The sequence below is a fragment of the Streptomyces sp. NPDC056128 genome (assembly GCF_042263835.1).
Taxonomy (GTDB): Bacteria; Actinomycetota; Actinomycetes; order Streptomycetales; family Streptomycetaceae; genus Streptomyces.
Genome location: NZ_JBHJVQ010000010.1, coordinates 13,916 through 31,499, shown reverse-complemented (window position 1 = coordinate 31,499; position 17,584 = coordinate 13,916). Strand labels below are relative to the sequence as shown.

Annotated in this window: 19 protein-coding genes; 10 read left to right on the top strand and 9 right to left on the bottom strand. The window is 72.1% G+C overall.

Annotation, left to right across the window (positions count from 1 at the left end; genetic code table 11):
* Positions 1-262 precede the first annotated feature (262 nt).
* Positions 263-445 carry a hypothetical protein gene (locus ACFC1X_RS20495; protein WP_122620855.1) on the top strand — a complete coding sequence of 61 codons (183 nt, stop codon included), beginning with the start codon at positions 263-265 and terminating at the stop codon, positions 443-445.
* A 25-nt stretch (positions 446-470) separates the two neighbouring features.
* On the opposite strand, the gene ACFC1X_RS20490 is transcribed toward ACFC1X_RS20495, so the two are convergent.
* From ACFC1X_RS20490 to ACFC1X_RS20480, 3 genes are all read right to left on the bottom strand, one after another.
* Entirely contained in the window at positions 471-1,844 is a 1,374-nt protein-coding gene (locus ACFC1X_RS20490; RefSeq protein ID WP_376355584.1) for a tannase/feruloyl esterase family alpha/beta hydrolase, read from the bottom strand.
* A gap of 144 nt (positions 1,845-1,988) precedes the next feature.
* Positions 1,989-2,903 carry a hypothetical protein gene (locus ACFC1X_RS20485; RefSeq protein WP_376355582.1) on the bottom strand — a complete coding sequence of 305 codons (915 nt, stop codon included), beginning with the start codon at positions 2,901-2,903 and terminating at the stop codon, positions 1,989-1,991.
* Between the two features lie 141 nt (positions 2,904-3,044).
* On the bottom strand, positions 3,045-3,341 hold the full coding sequence (locus ACFC1X_RS20480) for a hypothetical protein (RefSeq protein WP_376355580.1): 297 nt from the start codon (positions 3,339-3,341) through the stop codon (positions 3,045-3,047).
* Positions 3,342-3,438: 97 nt separating this feature from the next.
* Here ACFC1X_RS20480 and ACFC1X_RS20475 point away from each other — a divergent pair, with 97 nt between their 5' ends.
* Positions 3,439-4,335, top strand: a complete 897-nt coding sequence (locus tag ACFC1X_RS20475; RefSeq protein ID WP_376355578.1) for an oxygenase MpaB family protein — start codon at positions 3,439-3,441, stop codon at positions 4,333-4,335.
* Positions 4,336-4,407: 72 nt separating this feature from the next.
* Here the strand turns inward: ACFC1X_RS20475 and ACFC1X_RS20470 are convergent, their stop codons facing one another.
* Positions 4,408-5,007 (bottom strand): class I SAM-dependent methyltransferase, encoded by a 600-nt coding sequence (locus ACFC1X_RS20470; RefSeq protein ID WP_376355576.1) that lies wholly within the window; start codon positions 5,005-5,007, stop codon positions 4,408-4,410.
* A 152-nt stretch (positions 5,008-5,159) separates the two neighbouring features.
* On the opposite strand from ACFC1X_RS20470, the gene ACFC1X_RS20465 reads away from it, so the two are divergent.
* The 5 genes from ACFC1X_RS20465 (at position 5,160) to ACFC1X_RS20445 (ending at position 10,227) form a co-directional block, all read left to right on the top strand.
* Complete coding sequence (locus tag ACFC1X_RS20465) at positions 5,160-5,933, top strand: MHYT domain-containing protein (protein WP_376355573.1); 774 nt, start codon at positions 5,160-5,162, stop codon at positions 5,931-5,933.
* 62 nt (positions 5,934-5,995) lie between these two features.
* A complete protein-coding gene (locus tag ACFC1X_RS20460) occupies positions 5,996-8,584 on the top strand; it encodes a nitrate- and nitrite sensing domain-containing protein (RefSeq protein ID WP_376355571.1) in 2,589 nt (862 codons plus the stop codon).
* Complete coding sequence (locus ACFC1X_RS20455) at positions 8,581-9,018, top strand: roadblock/LC7 domain-containing protein (RefSeq protein WP_161328264.1); 438 nt, start codon at positions 8,581-8,583, stop codon at positions 9,016-9,018. The genes ACFC1X_RS20460 and ACFC1X_RS20455 overlap by 4 nt, the downstream gene beginning before the upstream one ends.
* 18 nt (positions 9,019-9,036) lie before the next feature.
* Positions 9,037-9,450, top strand: a complete 414-nt coding sequence (locus ACFC1X_RS20450) for a DUF742 domain-containing protein (RefSeq protein ID WP_376355569.1) — start codon at positions 9,037-9,039, stop codon at positions 9,448-9,450.
* A gap of 63 nt (positions 9,451-9,513) precedes the next feature.
* A complete protein-coding gene (locus tag ACFC1X_RS20445; protein WP_376355567.1) occupies positions 9,514-10,227 on the top strand; it encodes an ATP/GTP-binding protein in 714 nt (237 codons plus the stop codon).
* A gap of 6 nt (positions 10,228-10,233) precedes the next feature.
* Here ACFC1X_RS20445 and ACFC1X_RS20440 read toward each other — a convergent pair whose 3' ends face one another.
* Positions 10,234-10,662, bottom strand: a complete 429-nt coding sequence (locus tag ACFC1X_RS20440; protein ID WP_161328261.1) for a PPOX class F420-dependent oxidoreductase — start codon at positions 10,660-10,662, stop codon at positions 10,234-10,236.
* Positions 10,663-10,770: 108 nt separating this feature from the next.
* Here ACFC1X_RS20440 and ACFC1X_RS20435 point away from each other — a divergent pair, with 108 nt between their 5' ends.
* Positions 10,771-11,184, top strand: coding sequence for a roadblock/LC7 domain-containing protein (locus ACFC1X_RS20435; protein ID WP_122620844.1), 414 nt, complete (start codon positions 10,771-10,773; stop codon positions 11,182-11,184).
* Between the two features lie 139 nt (positions 11,185-11,323).
* Positions 11,324-12,247, top strand: a complete 924-nt coding sequence (locus ACFC1X_RS20430) for a DUF6397 family protein (RefSeq protein ID WP_376355564.1) — start codon at positions 11,324-11,326, stop codon at positions 12,245-12,247.
* 21 nt (positions 12,248-12,268) lie between these two features.
* Here ACFC1X_RS20430 and ACFC1X_RS20425 read toward each other — a convergent pair whose 3' ends face one another.
* Together ACFC1X_RS20425 and ACFC1X_RS20420 are read right to left on the bottom strand one after the other, a co-directional pair.
* The gene (locus ACFC1X_RS20425) at positions 12,269-13,135 is read right to left on the bottom strand and encodes an acyl-CoA thioesterase II (RefSeq protein ID WP_234957471.1); all 867 of its coding nucleotides are present in this window, start codon (positions 13,133-13,135) and stop codon (positions 12,269-12,271) included.
* Between the two features lie 19 nt (positions 13,136-13,154).
* Positions 13,155-15,668, bottom strand: a complete 2,514-nt coding sequence (locus ACFC1X_RS20420; RefSeq protein ID WP_376355562.1) for a DEAD/DEAH box helicase — start codon at positions 15,666-15,668, stop codon at positions 13,155-13,157.
* Positions 15,669-15,813: 145 nt separating this feature from the next.
* Here ACFC1X_RS20420 and ACFC1X_RS20415 point away from each other — a divergent pair, with 145 nt between their 5' ends.
* Entirely contained in the window at positions 15,814-16,608 is a 795-nt protein-coding gene (locus ACFC1X_RS20415) for a metal-dependent hydrolase (protein WP_352153590.1), read from the top strand.
* Positions 16,609-16,628: 20 nt separating this feature from the next.
* Here ACFC1X_RS20415 and ACFC1X_RS20410 read toward each other — a convergent pair whose 3' ends face one another.
* Together ACFC1X_RS20410 and ACFC1X_RS20405 are read right to left on the bottom strand one after the other, a co-directional pair.
* Entirely contained in the window at positions 16,629-16,898 is a 270-nt protein-coding gene (locus tag ACFC1X_RS20410) for a type B 50S ribosomal protein L31 (protein ID WP_376355560.1), read from the bottom strand.
* Between the two features lie 63 nt (positions 16,899-16,961).
* The gene (locus ACFC1X_RS20405) at positions 16,962-17,432 is read right to left on the bottom strand and encodes a DUF5709 domain-containing protein (protein WP_161328255.1); all 471 of its coding nucleotides are present in this window, start codon (positions 17,430-17,432) and stop codon (positions 16,962-16,964) included.
* Positions 17,433-17,584 lie beyond the last annotated feature (152 nt).

The window sequence follows — 17,584 nt, the reverse complement described above, 5'->3', positions numbered from 1 at the left end:
TATGCGGCGGCCGACTGTACACCACTCCTGAGGTCACGGGGTGTGGATGAGCTGTGGCATGGGTCACTATTCAAGTGGAGAGGTGTTCTCTCCCCGGATGGACGGATGGATGCGCCGACGAGCGGGCGGATACGCCGACGGGTCTCTCAGGGTTGTCGGGGTCCGGACTCAGGGACGTCTCAGGGTCGCGGTACGGAACCGCCGGGAGCGCGGGCCCGTTTTCAGGACAGAGAGCGGCAGTGGCCGCGAAGGAGGCGACACCATGTCGAAGAACGCCAAGGTCGCAGCAGGGGGTGTGGCGGTCGGGCTCATCCTGCTGATCTGGCTGCCCTGGTGGGCCGCCCTGCTGATAGTTCTGGGAGTCCCGGCCGCCGCTTACCTCACCCTGGACCCCTCCCAGCGGCGCAGGCTGCGTCGGACCACGCGCAGGGAGATAGGGCGTTGACGCGCCGGCGCCGCTGCGTGCCCGGCTAGCGCAAGGGGCAGGAGTCGATCACGTCGCCGTCCGCGGGCTCGCCGACCGTGTGGTCCGCGGGCGGCGGCGTGCCCCGCTCCACCCACGCGGTCAGGGCGTCGAAGGCCGACCGGAAGCAGGGCAGGATCGGCCGCAGCCGGTCGGGATACGTGTCGTACAGCCCGTCGACATGGGTCCCGCCCCGGACCGTGTAGTAGCGGTGCAGCACGCCTCGCCCGCGCCGGTCGATCATGCGCGCGTACACGTCGGAGTCGGCGGCCTTGGGCAGCAGCGCGTCCAGATCGCCGTGCAGCGTGATCAACGGCTTCCCGATGCGTCCGGTCAGTGCCACCCGGGCCACCGCGCGATGGACGGAGGCAGGACGTGCGGCGTAGTCATAGGCGGCGTCGGAGGCGCACGGCGCGAGAATCTCCTCCAAGGAGGATCCTGCCGAGGGGCCCGGGCAGCGCGGGTCGTACGCCGGATCGAACTCGGCCCGGTAGATCTTCTGCGTCACGCCCCAGTAGGCGTTCTCGTGGTACGGCCACAGAAACTCGGAGCCACGGGCGAACCCGGCCGCGTACAGGTCCTCGTCCCGGGCCGACCCGAGCGTCCGGGCGACCGCGGTCGGCAGCGAGGTGAGCAGGCTGGGCCCGTCCGCCGTCCACAGGGCTCCCTCCCAGTCCACGCCGCCGTCGTAGAGCCCGGGGTGGTTCTCCAGCTGCCAGCGGGTGAGATAGCCGCCGTTGGAGATGCCGGTGATGTACGTGCGACGTGGCGCGTGGCCGTAGCGCTGGGCCGCCACCCGCCGGGCGGCCCGGGTCAGCTCGGTGGTGCGCGCATTCCATTCGGCGACCGCGTCTCCGGGACGGACGCCGTCCCGGTAGAAGTCGGTTCCGCTGTTCCCCTTGTCGGTGGCGGCGTACGCGTACCCCTGCGCGAGGACCCGGTCGGAGATCGCCTTGTCCGTGGCGTACTGCTTGCGGTTCCCGGGCGCTCCCGTCACGACCAGGCCACCGTTCCAGTGGTCCGGCAGCCGGATCACGAACTGCGCGTCGTGCCGCCAGCCGTGCGTCGTGTTGAAGCGGGAGGAGTCCGGGAAGTACCCGTCGACCTGGATGCCCGGAACGCCGGACGGCGTCCTGGTGCCGGCGGCCGTCAGTCCGGCCTGGTCGGCCAGGTCGGTGTACCGGGTGCCCGCCAGCCCGGTGGTGGTCAGATCGTCCAGGCAGGCGCCGCGCTGCAGGGCGGCGCCCGGCACCCGCACGCGCTCCAGCCGGGCACAGTGTCCGCCCGTCTCCGCCGCGGCGGCGGCCGCGGGAGCCGGTCCGGTGAGCGTGACGGCCGTCAGGACGGCGGCGAGGAACGGGACACCACGGGGCAGACGCATCAGGGCCTCCGGACGCGACGGGGGAGTGAGGTCGAGGGCTGCCCCATGGTGGGGGCCCGCCACGACCCCTTCCATGGGCTGGAGCCACATGGAGAGGAGGCCGGTCATGGCGGTTGAAGACAGTCGGGACCCAGGCGCCCCTGGTCAGCTCGGACGTACGGCCATCTTGTCGAGGGCTTCCAGGAGGCCGGGCAGCGACGGCCCCCGGCCCACCGGCAGGACCTCACCGGGTTCCTCGTCGAGCAGGATGAAGGCGATGTCGTCGGTCCGGGCGACAAGCGACCAGCCGGGGCCGTCGGCCCGCAGCGTCCGCGCGTCCCCCGGCGCGAACGACGACCGGACCCGGCCGAGCGGCGGGGGCGTGTCGACGTAGGAGCGCGCCTCCGCGAGCACCCTCCGGACTCCGCCGTGCCCCGAGGCCGCCGCGTCGTCCTCGCCGTCCGCGACGCCGGTCGAGACCGGCGCGTCGTCGCGCGTGACCTCCCCGGTGCTCGCTTCGGCCGCCACGCCGTCGGAAGGCGCGTCGGACGAGGTACCGCCGCCGCCCGCCGTCGGGAACTCCGCGTCGTCGATCTGCTCCCGCCACTGCGCCCACTGCAGGGCGATCTCGTCGGCCCCCAGACGCCGCTGGGCGGGCCCCCACACCGTGGTGTCCGGCGGGCACAGCGCGGGCTGGTCGGCGGTCTCGGGCCCGGGGTCGTGCGGCGCCGGTACGCCGGGTGCCGCCACGGCGACCGCCAGGGGCCAGCCGGGCAGCGCCGCGACGACCGTGCGCTCGTCCGGCGACAGGTCGTACTCCATGCCGCAGTCCCAGGAGGCCACGGCGACGGCCACCAGCGACACGTCGTCGACGACGACGGTCCACCGGGCACCGTCACCGTCCTGGCCGAGCACCAGTCCGTAGCCGTCGGCCAGTGGCGGGAGACCGAGCGCGGCGCACGCCTCCGGGTAGTCGTCGCCCAGCACGCTCGGAAACTTCGCCGGCGTCAGCAGCACCGCCGTGAGCACATAGAGCGCATCGTCCGCGGCGGCGACGGCGTCCTCATCCGTCCCGGCCATCCCAGCCTCCCCATCGGTTCGTCCAATGGCGCGCACCCTAGTGCGCCCGGGAATGCCTTGTCACGACTCCCAGACGCACCCGAGCTGCAGTTTTCCGGCTGGACGGGGGCGAATCGACCACGCGTCGCGGGGATACGACGGTCAGGTCGCGGGCAGCCCCAGGAGCGCGCGGGCGACGTCCCGCGGCGACTGGTCGCGCTCCCGCGCGAGCGCGACCACGGCGCGGCACGCCAGCTCGTTCACCCCGAACGACAGAGCCTCCGGCGACACCCACCCCGCCGCCTCGTCGATCCGGTCCTGATCGTCGTCCGCACACGCGGAGACGTACGCGGCCGCGGCCTCGAACAGATTGTGCGACCTCGGTTCCCCTCCCGCCTTGCCCTCCGTGCGCCGGGCGGCGCGAGATCTGTCCCAAGTTTCGCGGATCCTGCTGAACAAGCGGACCACCCTCCCCTGCCGATCACTATGGCCGATCGTGCATCTCCTGCTACTCAACGTAGAGTTGAAGCCTCGGCGGCAGAAGGGGACGGCCACGGTGAAGCGCTTCCAACGGCTGGCGGAGATCCGGCGTATGGACCCCCACGAGGACGCCTCCGAGATCTACCGGCTGTCCTCGGCCTACGAGTTCCCCTGGGACTTCACCCGTGCCCTGGAGCTGGCCCTCTTCCGCACGTACGCCGTGCCGAGCATCGGGCGGCTGCTGGTCGAGACGGCGGAGTTCACCGACCGGACGCAGAAGCGGTACGACGACACGGCACTGCTGCTCGACGCCGTCATCGAGCACGGTTTCGGCAGCGAGCAGGGCCGCACCGCCATCCGCAGCATCAACCGGATGCACCGCAGCTACGACATCCGCAACGACGACATGCGGTACGTCCTGTGCACGTTCGTCGTGACTCCCAAACGCTGGATCGACGCCTACGCATGGCGCAGGATGTCGCGGCACGAGACCGTCGCCTCCGCCGTCCACTACCGCACGCTGGGACGGCACATGGGAATCCAGGACATCCCCGGGTCCTACGAGGAGTTCGAAGACTGTCTCGACGCCTACGAGGCGGCCCACTTCGCCTGGGACGAGAGCGCCCGCCGGGTCTCCGACGCCACCCTCGACCTCATGGCCTCCTGGTATCCGCGCCCCCTCGCGCCCCTCCTGCGCGCCGGGACACTCGCCCTGCTCGACGAGCCCCTGCTGCGCGCCTTCCGGTACACCCCGCCGAGCCCCACCACGCGTGCGATCGTGCGCCGCGCGGTGCGGCTGCGCGGGCGCGCCGTCCGGCTGATGCCCCCGCGGCGCGCCCCGCACCACGCCCGGCAGAACCGGGAGATCAAGGGCTACCCGAAGGGCTACCTGCTGACCGAGCCGGGCACCCGCCCGGTCCCCGGCGTGCGGGGCTGCCCGGTCCGCCAGATCGACACGTCGTCCGCCGAGTGAGCCGAACGTCTCACGCAGCGAGCCGAGGCCGGCCCGGGAGGCTCCGGAGGCCGCGGGCGTGCGCGGGGACCTTCAGCTCTCGCGCACGGCCAGGGCCAGGAAGCGGTCGTCCTCGTCGGCGTACGACGTCATGCGCCACCCCGAACCGGCCAGCAGCGGCCGCAGGTTGGCCTGCGCGCGCAGGTCGTCCGGCGTGATCCGCCGCCCCTGCCGTGCCGCGAGCGCCGCCCGGCCGATCGGATGGAACAGCGCCAGCACTCCGCCGGGACGCACGACGCGCGCCAGTTCCCGCAGGTTCCCGCCGGGCTGGGGGAGGTGCGCGATGAGGCCCGCCGCGAACACGGCGTCGAGCGACCGCGAGCGCAACGGCAGCGCGGCGACATCGGTCAGCAGCAACCGTCCGTCACGGTCCCTCCCGGCCCGTACGGCGGCCTGGAGCATGGCAGGTGTCAGATCGGCCCCGAGGACCAGCCCCGACGGCCCCACGGCCGCCCGCAGCGGCGGCAGGGCACGTCCGGTGCCGCAGCCCGCGTCGAGCACCCGGTCACCCTCCCGCAACCCCAGCTCGGCCACCGCGGCCGCGTAGGCGGGCCCGTCGTCGGGGAACCGGCTGTCCCAGTCGGCCGCGCGGGCGCCGAAGAACTCCTGGACGTGCGTGTGGTCGTCGCTCATGGTCCGCATGATTCCCCAAACGCGCGGGGGATGCCGAGGCGCACACGTTCGAGCGTGACGCGATCGTTCCATCGCTTCTCTGTGTCAGATAGCAACACCTTTCGAAACGCGCCCCCGTTGTGCGCCCTTCCCGGTACTAGCGTCCCGGGGTCATGGGACACCTGGACCACGCCGCCCTCGGCTGGCTGACCCCGGTGCTGTCGTACGCGATGGCCTGCACCGGCGCGGCCCTCGGACTGCGCTGCACCGTGCGCGCCCTCGCCACCACCGGGCGCTCGCGCCGCAACTGGCTGCTGACCGCGGCCTCGGCCATCGGCACGGGCATCTGGACGATGCACTTCGTCGCCATGCTCGGCTTCCGGGTCAGCGGCACCGACATCCGCTACGACGTGCCGCTCACCCTCGCCAGTCTGCTCGTCGCGATGCTCGTCGTCTGCGCCGGCGTCTTCGCGGTCGGCTACGGCCGCGACCGCGCGCGGGCACTCCTGCTCGGCGGACTCACCACGGGGATCGGCGTTGCGAGCATGCACTATCTGGGCATGGCGGCCGTGCGCCTGCACGGAGCCGTGAGCTACGACCCGGTACGCGTCGCACTCTCCGTCCTCATCGCCGTCGCCGCGGCCACCGCGGCACTCTGGGCCGCGCTCAACATCAGGTCGCCCCTCGCGGTCACCGTTGCCTCACTGATCATGGGGGCGGCGGTGAGCAGCATGCACTACACCGGCATGTTCGCGGTGAGCCTGCGGGTCACCCCCTCGGGCGAGACGCTCCCCGGGGCCACGGCGATGCAGTTCATCTTCCCCCTCGCCGTCGGCCTCGGGTCCTACCTCTTTCTGACCTCGGCCTTCGTCGCGCTGTCACCGACGGCGGGGGAACGCGACGCGTCCGCCGCGGCCCGCCGCCCCGTCGGCAGCACCGCCCGGTGACGGCGGACCCGCGCCAACGGCCCGGCGACCACGTCCCGACCCCCGTCCCGAGCGAGGAGGCCATGCGTACACCCCGTACGACCCCCGCAAACGGCGCCGACACGCCGTCCCGGCGACCCGCGCGCGGACGTCGCGCGCACGCCGGACCACCCGCCGACGAGGGCCCGGCGGAGCCCACGGGTGAGGCACCCGAAACGGCCGCCACGCGCGAGTGGCGCGGGCGCGTCCAGCCCCGCACCGTGCGCGCCAGGATCGTCTGCCTGCTGATGGTGCCCGTCGTCTCCCTGCTGGCCCTGTGGGGGTACGCCACCGTCACCACCGCTCAGGACATCTCCCGGCTGCGGCAGGTGCAGCGCGTGGACGCCGGCGTCCGGGCCCCCGTCGGCGCGGCCGTGGCCGCCCTGCAGGCCGAGCGCCTCGCGGCCGTGCGCCACGCCACCGACCCGTCGGCGGTGCCGGACGCCGACTACCGGGAACTGTCCGAGCGCACCGACCGCGCCGTGGCGAAGCTGCGGCTCGGCGACCGCCACACGGTCGCCGACGGTGAGGAACTGCCCGCCGGAGTGGCAGGGCGGCTCGACGCGTTCGTGACCGGCGCCGAACGGCTGGAACCGCTGCGCACCGCCGTCCTGGACCGCCGCACCGACTGGGAGGAGACCTACCGCCGGTACACGACGGCCATCTCGGCCGCCTTCCGGGTGGGCGGCGCGCTGAGCGGAATCCAGGACGCGGATCTGGGCTCCGACGGGCGCGTGCTGGTCGAGTTCGCCCGCGCGGGCGAGGCGCTGGCCCAGGAGAACGCCCTGCTCGCCGCCGCCCGCCTCGCCGGCGGCCTCGACGGCGAGCGGCTGCGGCTGTTCACCGGCGCCGTCGACACGCGACGGAGTCTCACCGAGTCCGCCGTCGCCGACCTGCGCGGCTCCGAACGCGCGGCCTGGCAGGACCTCGCCCGCGACGCCGCCTACACGACCGTGGGGCGGACCGAGGACGGCCTGCTGGACCCCTCGGCGCAGGACCGCCCGGTCGAGGCGGCGGCACCCCGCGCCGCCTGGGACGGGGCCCACGCGCGCGTGCGTGACGGCATGCGGACGATCGAGCAGGACGCCGCGCGCGGAGTGGCCGACCGGGCCGATCCGTTCACCCGCGGTGCGCTCACCCCGGCCGGGGCCGCGGTCCTCCTCGGACTTCTCGCCGTCGTCGCGTCGCTCGTCATCTCCGTCCGCATCGGCCGTGGCCTGGTGGTCGAGCTGGTGAGCCTGCGCAACAGCGCCCTGGAGATCGCCCGGCACAAGCTCCCGGAAGCCATGCGCAGACTGCGCGCGGGGGAGGAGATCGACATCCGGTCCGAGGCGCCACCCGAACCGGCCGCCGAGGACGAGGCCGGCCAGGTCGCCGAAGCCCTGGGCACCGTGCACCGGGCGGCGCTGCGGGCCGCGGTGGAGCGCGCCGAACTCGCCAGTGGCATCTCCGGCGTCTTCGTGAACCTCGCCCGCCGCAGCCAGGTCCTCGTCCACCGCCAACTGAGCCTCCTGGACAGCATGGAACGCCGCTCCGACGACCCGAACGAACTGAGCGACCTCTTCCGCCTCGACCACCTCACCACCCGCATGCGGCGCCACGCCGAGAGCCTGATCATCCTCTCCGGCGCGGCGCCCGGACGGGCCTGGCGCATGCCGGTCTCCCTCACCGACGTGGTCCGTGCGGCCGTCTCCGAAGTGGAGGACTACGCACGCGTGGAGGTACGACAGCTCCCCGAGGCGTTCGTCGTCGGCGCGGCCGTCGCTGACCTCACGCACCTCTTGGCCGAGATCATCGAGAACGCCGCGCAGTTCTCCCCGCCCCACACGCGCGTGCGTGTCACCGGAGAACCCGTCGGCAACGGCTACGCGATCGAAGTCGAGGACCGCGGCCTCGGCATGGGCAAGGACACCCTCGCCGAGGCCAACCACCGCATCACCCGCTCCGAGGCACTCGACCTGTTCGACAGCGATCGGCTCGGCCTGTTCGTCGTCAGCCGGCTCGCCGCCCGGCAGGACATCAAGGTCCACCTCAAGACCTCGCCCTACGGCGGTACCACCGCCGTCGTCCTGTTGCCCACCGTGCTCCTGCACAGCGGAACCGCGGAACGCTCCCCAGGGGCGGCACACGAGGCGGCCCCACCCGCGGATCGCCTGTACGCGCGCGTGCCGCACGCCGCCGCACACCGGGAGACCGTGCCCGCACCGTCCGGGCGTCCGGCACTGACGTCCGCCGCACCGGTGACTGTGGAGACGGCGGCGCCGAACCGGCCCCCAGGAGCCCCCGCCTTGCGACTTCACCGATCCCCTGACGTCCCCGAAGACTCCGCCGACTCCACTGACGGCGATGGCTATGGCGACCGCGTCGGCACACCGGACCCGGCCGAGGAGTCCGACAACCTGCCCCGGCGGGTACGCCAGGCCAGCCTCGCACCCCAACTGCGGGACGGGCGCCCCGCAGAACCCGCACAGCCGCCCCAGGCGCGCGGAGACGAAGAGCGCACGCCCGAAGTGGTGCGGGACCGCATGACCGCCTACCGCGACGGCTGGACGCGCGGCGGTGGACGCCGGCCCGGCCACGCGGAGCAGCCGGCCCCGCAGGCCGGCCACAGCAGCGAAGGAGACCTCGCATGATCCACGACCCCGGCACGGGGACCGCCCGGCGGACCCGCGAACTCGACTGGCTGCTGGACGACCTCGTCGGCTGCGTACACGAAGTACGGCATGCCGTCGTGCTGTCGAACGACGGGCTCGCCGTGGGCGCGTCGGCCGGCCTCGGGCGGGAGGACGCCGAACACCTGGCCGCGGTCGCCTCCGGTTTCCACAGCCTGGCCAAGGGCGCGGGCCGGCACTTCGGCGCCGGGGGCGTGCGCCAGACCATGGTCGAGATGGACGACGGCTTCCTGTTCGTGGCCGCCGCGGGCGACGGCTCCTGCCTGGCCGTACTCACCGCCGTGAGCGCCGACATCGGCCTGGTGGCCTACGAGATGGCGCGGCTGGTCAGACGCGTCGGCGAGCACCTCCACACCGCGCCGCGCGCCGCCGCACGGCCACCCTTCGGCGGATGACCCGGAAGGGCCGCACGGATGACCGACGAGAGCACGGACGGCGGCCGGGAACGGCCGGGCAGCCAGTGGTACGACAACGAGGCGGGGCCCCTGGTCCGCCCCTACGCGATGACCGGCGGACGCACCCGGCCCGGACCCACGGGCGTGCGGTTCGACCTCATCGCCCTCGTGACGCGGGTCCCGGGCGCGCCGGGCAGCGACGCCACCGTGCTCGGACCGGAACACCGGACCCTGATCGAGCTGTGCCGCACCGAGACCCAGTCGGTCGCCGAACTCGCGGCGGACGCCGACCTCCCGGTCGGCGTCGTCAGGGTGCTCCTCGGGGACCTGGTGGAACTGGGCTGTGTGACCGTCAGCCGTCCGGTGCCGCCCGCCCAGTTGCCCGACGAACGGATTCTGCGCGAAGTGATCGACGGACTGCGCGCACTGTAGAGAAGGCCGAAGACCATGACCGGCACGCACGCGTACGACCACCCGGACCGAGAGAAGTGATCAATGGTCTCCGAACACGCCGAACACGCCGAACACGCCGAACACGCCGAACACGCCGAACACGCCGAACACGCCGAACACGCCGAACACGCCGAACATGCCGGACACACCGCGCACACCGCACACTCCGACGCCACGGACGGCGAGTCGGCCGCGCTGGCGCTGAAGATCCTTGTCGCCGGAGGGTTCGGCGTGGGCAAGACCACCCTGGTGGGCGCGGTCAGCGAGATCAGGCCGCTGCGCACGGAAGAACTGCTCAGCGAGGCCGGTCGGTTGGTGGACGACACCGGCGGCATCGACCGCAAGGTCACCACCACCGTCGCGATGGACTTCGGGCGCATCACCATCCGGTCCGGCCTCTCCCTCTACCTCTTCGGCACACCGGGGCAGGACCGCTTCTGGTTCCTCTGGGACGAGTTGTCGCAGGGCGCGCTCGGGGCCGTCGTCCTCGCGGACACCCGGCGGCTGGCGGACTGCTTCCCGGCGGTCGACTACTTCGAGCACCGGCACATCCCGTTCGTGGTGGCGGTCAACTGCTTCACCGGAGCACGCCGACACGAGGCCCAGGACGTACTGCGCGCCCTCGACCTGGACTCCGGAACGCCCGTGGTGCTGTGCGACGCCCGGGACCGCGACTCGGGCAAGGAGGTCCTGATCCGGCTCGTCGAGTACGCCGGGCGGATGCACACCGCCCGGCTGCTCGACTCCGTGCGCTGACGTGCCTCAGTCCGCGACGGACTTCTGGGCGAGGACCTTGTCCACGGCTACACGGACGAGGAGTTCGCCCGGGACGCCGTTGCGCGCCCCGAACTCCTCGGCGCGTTCCTCACCCATGTACCGCGCCCCGATGCGGCCGGCCCAGTGCCGGAGTTCGTCGAGGTCTTCCGAGATCCGGGCACGTCCCTGCAGCACCACGAAGTGGAACGGCGGCCGGTCGTCGTCCACGCACAGGGCGATCCGTCCGTCGCGGGCCAGATTGCGCCCCTTCACCGTGTCCTTGCCGGTGTTGAACACGATGTCGTCCCCGTCCAGCAGGAACCAGATCGGCGCCACATGCGGACTGCCGTCCGCCCGGACGGTCGAGAGCTTTCCGGTGCGGGTGCCGTCCGAGACGAACGCCCGCCATTCCTCATCGGTCATCTTCTGTGCCATGCACCCCATCCTCCTTGCCCGGAGCACGGGCGTGGGGAAGGCTGGCGGACAGATCCCCCGGCCAGGGGGAGGCAAGGCATACGGGGACGACACGGGGAGTTCGGATCAATGGTGCAGAACCAGGGACTCGGCTGGCTGCTGGACGACCTGACCGCGCGCGTCGAGCACGTCCGGCACGCGCTGGTCCTGTCCAACGACGGGCTGGTGACCGGAGCCAGTACGGGACTGCGACGCGAGGACGCCGAACACCTCGCGGCCGTCTCGTCCGGGCTGCACAGCCTGGCCAAGGGCTCGGGTCGGCACTTCGGTGCCGGTCAGGTGCGGCAGACGATGGTCGAGTTCGACGACGCCGTGCTGTTCGTGACGGCGGCGGGCTCGGGCAGCTGCCTGTGCGTGCTCAGCGGGGCCGAGGTCGACATCGGGCAGATCGCGTACGAGATGACGCTGCTCGTGAACCGGGTCGGCGAGCACCTCGACGTCGACGCACGGCAGCCGGGACGAATATCGCCCACAGACCTCTGACCTGCATATTCAATGCCGTCGTGGGGTGGGCGGCGGAGTTTTCCACAGGCCGGACGCGGATGCCGTCGCAGCGGCTACGGTTTTTCGTGTCAGGCGGGCACGCACGGTGCCGGCCGAACACTCCACGGGGGAGACGAGCATGTCCAGCAACACCGTCACGCGCGAATTCTCAGCGGCCACCGAGCAGACCGGCAGTACCCGCGACGCCCCTCTCGCGCCGGGGCGCGCGGCACGAGTACTGGGCCTCAAGCGCGGCGAGTTCGACCTCGCCGTCCACCTCGGCCGCATCCGCACCGTACCCGACGACGGAGGAGGCGGCGGGCGCGTCACCCGCGACGAGATCGAGCGGATCCGGGCGGCGGACGGTTTCCCCGAGACCTTGAGGGCGGGCGTCCGGACCGTGGGGACCACGGAGGGCGCGGCCCTCATGGACGTGACCAAGGCCCGGTTCACCCGCCTCGCACGGCTGGGGCTGCTGGTCCCCGTCAAGTTCTACGTCAACCGGTATCGAGCCGTCGTCTGGCTGTACCTCGCCGACGAACTGCGGCAGTTCGCCGCCGACGAGCGCAACGCCTCACTGCTCAAGGGCCGCACACCCGAGGGGCTGCGGGGCCAGCTGGTGGAGGGGCTGGACCTGCGCCCCCGCAACTGGAGGGGGCGGCACCTGGGATTCCTGCTCCGCCAGGCCGACGACCCCTGGGCCCGGGCGGCGGCCGTGGCGTCGCTGCTCGACGCGGTCGAGGTCGCCGGGGTCGTCAGGGATCCCTACGAGCGCTCGTACCTGCGCCGGTTCCACCCCGTGCGGCCGGCCAACGGCTCGCCCGGTTCCCCCGCCGCACAGCTCGCCGAGGAGATCATGACGGCGGCGGACCCGGACGAGATCGACTGGTTGCGCGCGGACCTGGCGGACGCGGTGGCAGCCGCCCGCGACCAGCGCCCCGCGCCCGGCCCGGCTCTGCGCGCCGCTCCGGTCCCGCCGGGACCGGAGTCCACGCCGGACGACACTGAGGAGCCCGGGCGGCTGCGTGGTCTCCTCGGCAGGCTGTGGCGCAGAGACGCGTGACCCCATGGCCCGCCCGATGACCTAGAGGGCCCGGAAGAGCCCCTCCTGGACGACGGACACCAGCATGCGTCCCTCGGTGTCGTAGATCCGCCCGCGCGCCAGGCCCCGGCCGCCGGTCGCGATCGGGGACTCCTGGTCGTACAGGAACCACTCGTCCGCGCGGAACGGCCGGTGGAACCACATGGCGTGGTCCAGCGACGCCATGTCGAAGCCCCTGGGACCCCACAGCGGTTCCACCGGGATGCGTACGGCGTCCAGCAGGGTCATGTCGCTGGCGTAGGTCAGTGCGCAGGTGTGCACGAGCGGGTCGTCGCCGAGCGGCCCGACCGCCCGCATCCACACCGCACTGCGCGGCTCGGCGCCCTTGACCTCCTCGGCGCTCCAGCGCAGGCGGTCGACGTAGCGGATGTCGAAGGGCTGACGGCGGGCCATCCGCTCCAACTGCTCGGGCAGCGCGCCCAGGTGCTCCCGCACCTCGTCGGCCACCGTCGGCAGCGACTCCGGGTGCGGGACCTCGCGGGCCGGTGGCAGCTGGTGCTCGAAACTCCCCTGTTCAGGCTTGTGAAAGGAGGCGGTGAGCGTGAAGATCGTGCGGCCCTGCTGTACGGCGGTGACCCGACGGGTCGTGAAGGACCGTCCGTCCCTGTCCCGTTCGACCTGGTACACGATCGGCACGCCCGGACGTCCAGGACGCAGGAAGTACGCGTGCAGCGAGTGCACCGGGCGGTCGCCGTCCGTGGTGCGGCCGGCCGCGACCAGCGCCTGGCCGGCCACCTGTCCGCCGAAGACCCGCTGCAGCGACTCCTCGGGGCTGCGGCCACGGAAGATGTTGACCTCGATCTGCTCCAGGTCGAGCAGGGCGACGAGGCTCTCGGCCGGATTCGTCATCGGTGGGTTTCTCCTGTGCTCACAGCTGGCCGACATCGGTGACGCTGACGACAGCCCGGCCCTCCGCGTCGGAGGCCGTGAGGTCGACCTGAGCGCTGATGCCCCAGTCGTGGTCGTCGTTCGGGTCGTCGAAGATCTGCCGCACGCGCCACAGACCGTTCTGCGGCTCCTCCTCGATCACCAGCAGCTTGGGGCCGCGGGCGTCGGGACCGGTGCCGAGGTCGTCGTACTCGTCCCAGTACTTGTCCATCGCCTCGCCCCACGCGTCCGCGTCCCAGCCCGCCTCGGCGTCCATCTCGCCCAGCTCGTCGACATGGTCGAGGGCGGCGAGTTCGACCCGGCGGAACATGGCATTGCGGACCAGCACCCGGAAGGCCCGCGCATTGGCGGTGACCGGCCGCACCTGATCGGCCTTCTCCTGCGCCTCCTCGGCGGTCATCTCCTCCGGGTTGGCGAGTTGTTCCCACTCGTCCAGCAGGCTGGAGTCGACCTGGCGCACCATCTCGCCGAGCCACTCGATGAGGTCCTGCAGGTCCTCGGACTTCAGGTCGTCCGGGACGGTGTGGTCGAGGGCCTTGTAGGCGCTCGCCAGGTAGCGCAGCACGATGCCCTCGGTGCGGGCCAGTTCGTAGTGGGAGACCAGCTCCGTGAACGTCAGCGCCCGCTCGTACATGTCACGGATGACCGACTTGGGCGACAGCGGATGGTCACCGACCCAGGGGTGGCTCCTGCGGTACGTGTCGTAGGCGTGGAAGAGCAGCTCCTCCAGCGGCTTCGGGTACGTGATGTCCTGGAGGCGCTCCATGCGCTCCTCGTACTCGACACCGTCGGCCTTCATCGCGGCCACGGCCTCACCGCGCGCCTTGTTCTGCTGGGCGGCGAGGATCTGCCGCGGGTCGTCCAACGTGGACTCCACGACGGACACCATGTCCAGCGCGTACGACGGCGATTCCGGGTCCAGCAGCTCGAAGGCCGCCAGGGCGAACGTGGACAGCGGCTGGTTCAGCGCGAAGTCCTGCTGCAGGTCCACCGTGAGGCGCACGTCGCGCCCCTCCGCGTCCGGCCGGTCGAGCTTCTCGACGATGCCGCCGTCCAGCAGCGAGCGGTAGATGGCGATGGCCCGCCGGATGTGCCTCAGCTGCTGCTTGCGCGGCTCGTGGTTGTCCTCCAGCAGGTGCCGCATCGCGGCGAAGGCGTCTCCCGGGCGGGCGATCACCGACAGCAGCATGGTGTGCGTGACCCGGAACCGGGACATCAGCGGCTCCGGATCGGAGCCGATGAGCTTGTCGAACGTGCTCTCCGACCAGGCCACGAAGCCCTCGGGAGCCTTTTTGCGGACGACCTTCCGCCGCTTCTTCGGGTCCTCACCGGCCTTGGCGAGCGCCTTCTCGTTCTCGACGACGTGCTCCGGCGCCTGGGCGACGACGAAACCCTCCGTGTCGAACCCGGCACGGCCCGCCCGGCCCGCGATCTGGTGGAACTCCCGGGCCCGCAGCGTGCGCACCCGGGTGCCGTCGTACTTGGTCAGCGCCGTGAACAGCACCGTCCGGATGGGGACGTTGACGCCCACGCCCAGGGTGTCCGTCCCGCAGATCACCTTCAGCAGGCCGGCCTGCGCGAGCTTCTCCACCAGCCGCCGGTACTTGGGCAGCATGCCGGCGTGGTGGACGCCGATGCCGTGCCGGACGTAGCGGGAGAGATTGCGGCCGAACTTCGTGGTGAAGCGGAAGTTGCCGATCAGGTCGGCGATCCGTTCCTTCTCCTCACGCGTGCACATGTTGATGCTCATCAGCGCCTGCGCCCGCTCCACGGCCTGCGCCTGCGTGAAGTGCACGATGTAGACGGGCGCCTGCCGGGCGGCCAGCAGATCGGTGAGCGTCTCGGTCAGCGGGGTGTAGCGGTACTCGTAGGAGAGCGGCACCGGGCGGGTGGCCGAGCGGACCACCGCGGTGGGCCGGCCGGTGCGGCGGGCCAGGTCCTTCTCGAAGAAGGAGACGTCGCCGAGGGTCGCCGACATCAGGACGAACTGGGCCTGCTCCAGTTCCAGCAGCGGAATCTGCCAGGCCCAGCCGCGGTCCGGCTCCGCGTAGAAGTGGAACTCGTCCATGACGACCTGGCCGATGTCCGCGTGCTTCCCGTCACGCAGCGCGATCGACGCCAGGACCTCGGCGGTGCAGCAGATGACGGGCGCGTCCGCGTTCACGGACGCGTCGCCGGTCAGCATGCCGACGTTCTCGGTACCGAAGATCTTGCACAGCTCGAAGAACTTCTCCGACACCAGCGCCTTGATCGGAGCCGTGTAGAAGGTGACCTCGTCCCGCGCCAGCGCCGCGAAGTGGGCGCCCGCCGCGATCATGCTCTTGCCGGAGCCGGTGGGCGTCGAGACGATCACGTTCGCCCCGGAGACCACCTCGATCAGCGCCTCCTCCTGATGGGGGTAGAGCGTGAGACCGCGCTCCTGGGCCCACGCCTCGAAGGCTTCGTACAGGGCATCGGGGTCGGCGGTCCGCGGCAGCTGATCGATGAGGGTCACGCCCCCATCTTGCCTGCCCCGCGTCGCGATGGGGGAATCGGCTGTCCGCATGAAGATCACGAACGCTACGCTGGGTCGCCGACGAGGCATCAGTGGACCCGGACAACTGCACAGCGGCACACGAGGAATGGGGCGGGCAACGGCGATGATGGGACCAGCACACTCACTCTCGGGAGCCGCGGCATGGCTCGGCGTCGGGGCGGCGGCCGCCGCCGCGGGACACCCGATGCCCTGGCCGGTGCTGCTCGCCGGGGCCCTGATCTGTGCGGGCGCGGCGCTGGCCCCGGACCTCGACCACAAGGCGGCCACCATCTCCCGGGCCTTCGGGCCGCTCTCCCGGGGGCTGTGCGAGATCGTGGACAAGTTGTCGTATGCCGTCTACAAGGCCACGAAGAAGCCGGCCGATCCGCGTCGCTCGGGCGGTCACCGCACGCTCACGCACACCTGGCTGTGGGCCGTCCTGATCGGCGCGGGCACGTCGGTGCTGGCCATCACGGGTGGCCGCTGGGCGGTCCTGGCGATCCTCTTCGTGCACATGGTGCTGGCCATCGAGGGTCTGCTGTGGCGGGCCACCCGGGGATCCAGCAGCGACGTGCTGGTCTGGCTGCTGGCCGGGACGAGCGCGTGGATCATCGCCGGGATACTGGACAAGCCGGACGGTGGCGCGGACTGGCTGTTCACCGCGCCTGGCCAGGAGTACCTGTGGCTGGGGCTGCCGGTCGTCCTCGGCGCGCTGGTGCACGACATCGGGGACGCGCTGACCGTCTCGGGCTGCCCCATACTCTGGCCGATACCGGTGGGCCGGAAGCGCTGGTACCCGATCGGGCCGCCGAAGCCCATGCGATTCCGGGCGGGGAGCTGGGTGGAGCTGAAGGTGCTCATGCCGGCGTTCATGCTGCTCGGGGGAGTGGGCTGCGCGTCGGCCCTCAACTTCATCTGAGGCAAGCGGGCCCTGTCACCTCAGCCGGAGGCCCCGGCGCCTGGCCCCTCGTCGCCGTAACGCCGCTCGAAGCGGGCCACCCGCCCCTCCGAGTCCACCGTTCGCGCCTTGCCCGTGTAGAAGGGGTGGCTCTCCGAGGAGATCTCCACCTCCACCACCGGGTAGGTCTCGCCGTCGTCCCACGCGATGGTCTGGTCGCTGGTCGCGGTGGACCGGGTGAGGAAGGCGTATCCGGCACTGCGGTCGCGGAAGACCACGGGCCGGTACTCGGGGTGCTTGTCCTGCTGCATGGCTGCTCCTCGTACCGCGCGGATCATGGAGCGGACGACGCGGATGTGCCGCCCCGGGTGGTGTCAGCCGGGCAGCGAGTCCTCGTCGACGACGTGCATCGCGGCCTCCTCGGCGGAGGCGGCCGCGCCGTCGATGCCCACGTCCAGGGCCACCAGCGCCGGCTCCTCGTCCTCGTGCGCCCCCTCGTCAGGTGCCACGAGCCGGCCGGAACGGTCGGCGCCCACCTCGCCGTCCAGCAGTTCTCCGTCGGTGCCGTCGGCGTCCCCCAGCCCGTCGCCCTCGGGTGCGAGCACGTCGGGCCGCTCCTCGGCGAGCCGCTGGTCGAGGGTCTCGCCCTCGTGACGTTCGGCTGCCGTCACGCCGGTGTGCTCCACCGCCCAGGGGCGCTCCGGCGGGGACCAGCCGCGATCGAGGGGATCGCCCACACCGTCGTTCTCGAGCGTGTCCTCGCTGTCGAGCAGCCCGGTGTCCTCCCGCTGCTCGGATCCGTCCGGCTGGTAGACGTCGTCTCCCCATCCGTCGGCGCTGTTCACGGGTACCTCCAGGGGGTGGGGACCGGCCCCTTCTCGCCGCGCACCGCGGCGGGCCGCCGCTGCACGGGGCACAAGCCTCGCCCGTCGCGGAACCGCACGGTCCCCGGGCTCACCTCGAGCCGGTGCCTACCCCCAGCCTTCCACTCCGGTTC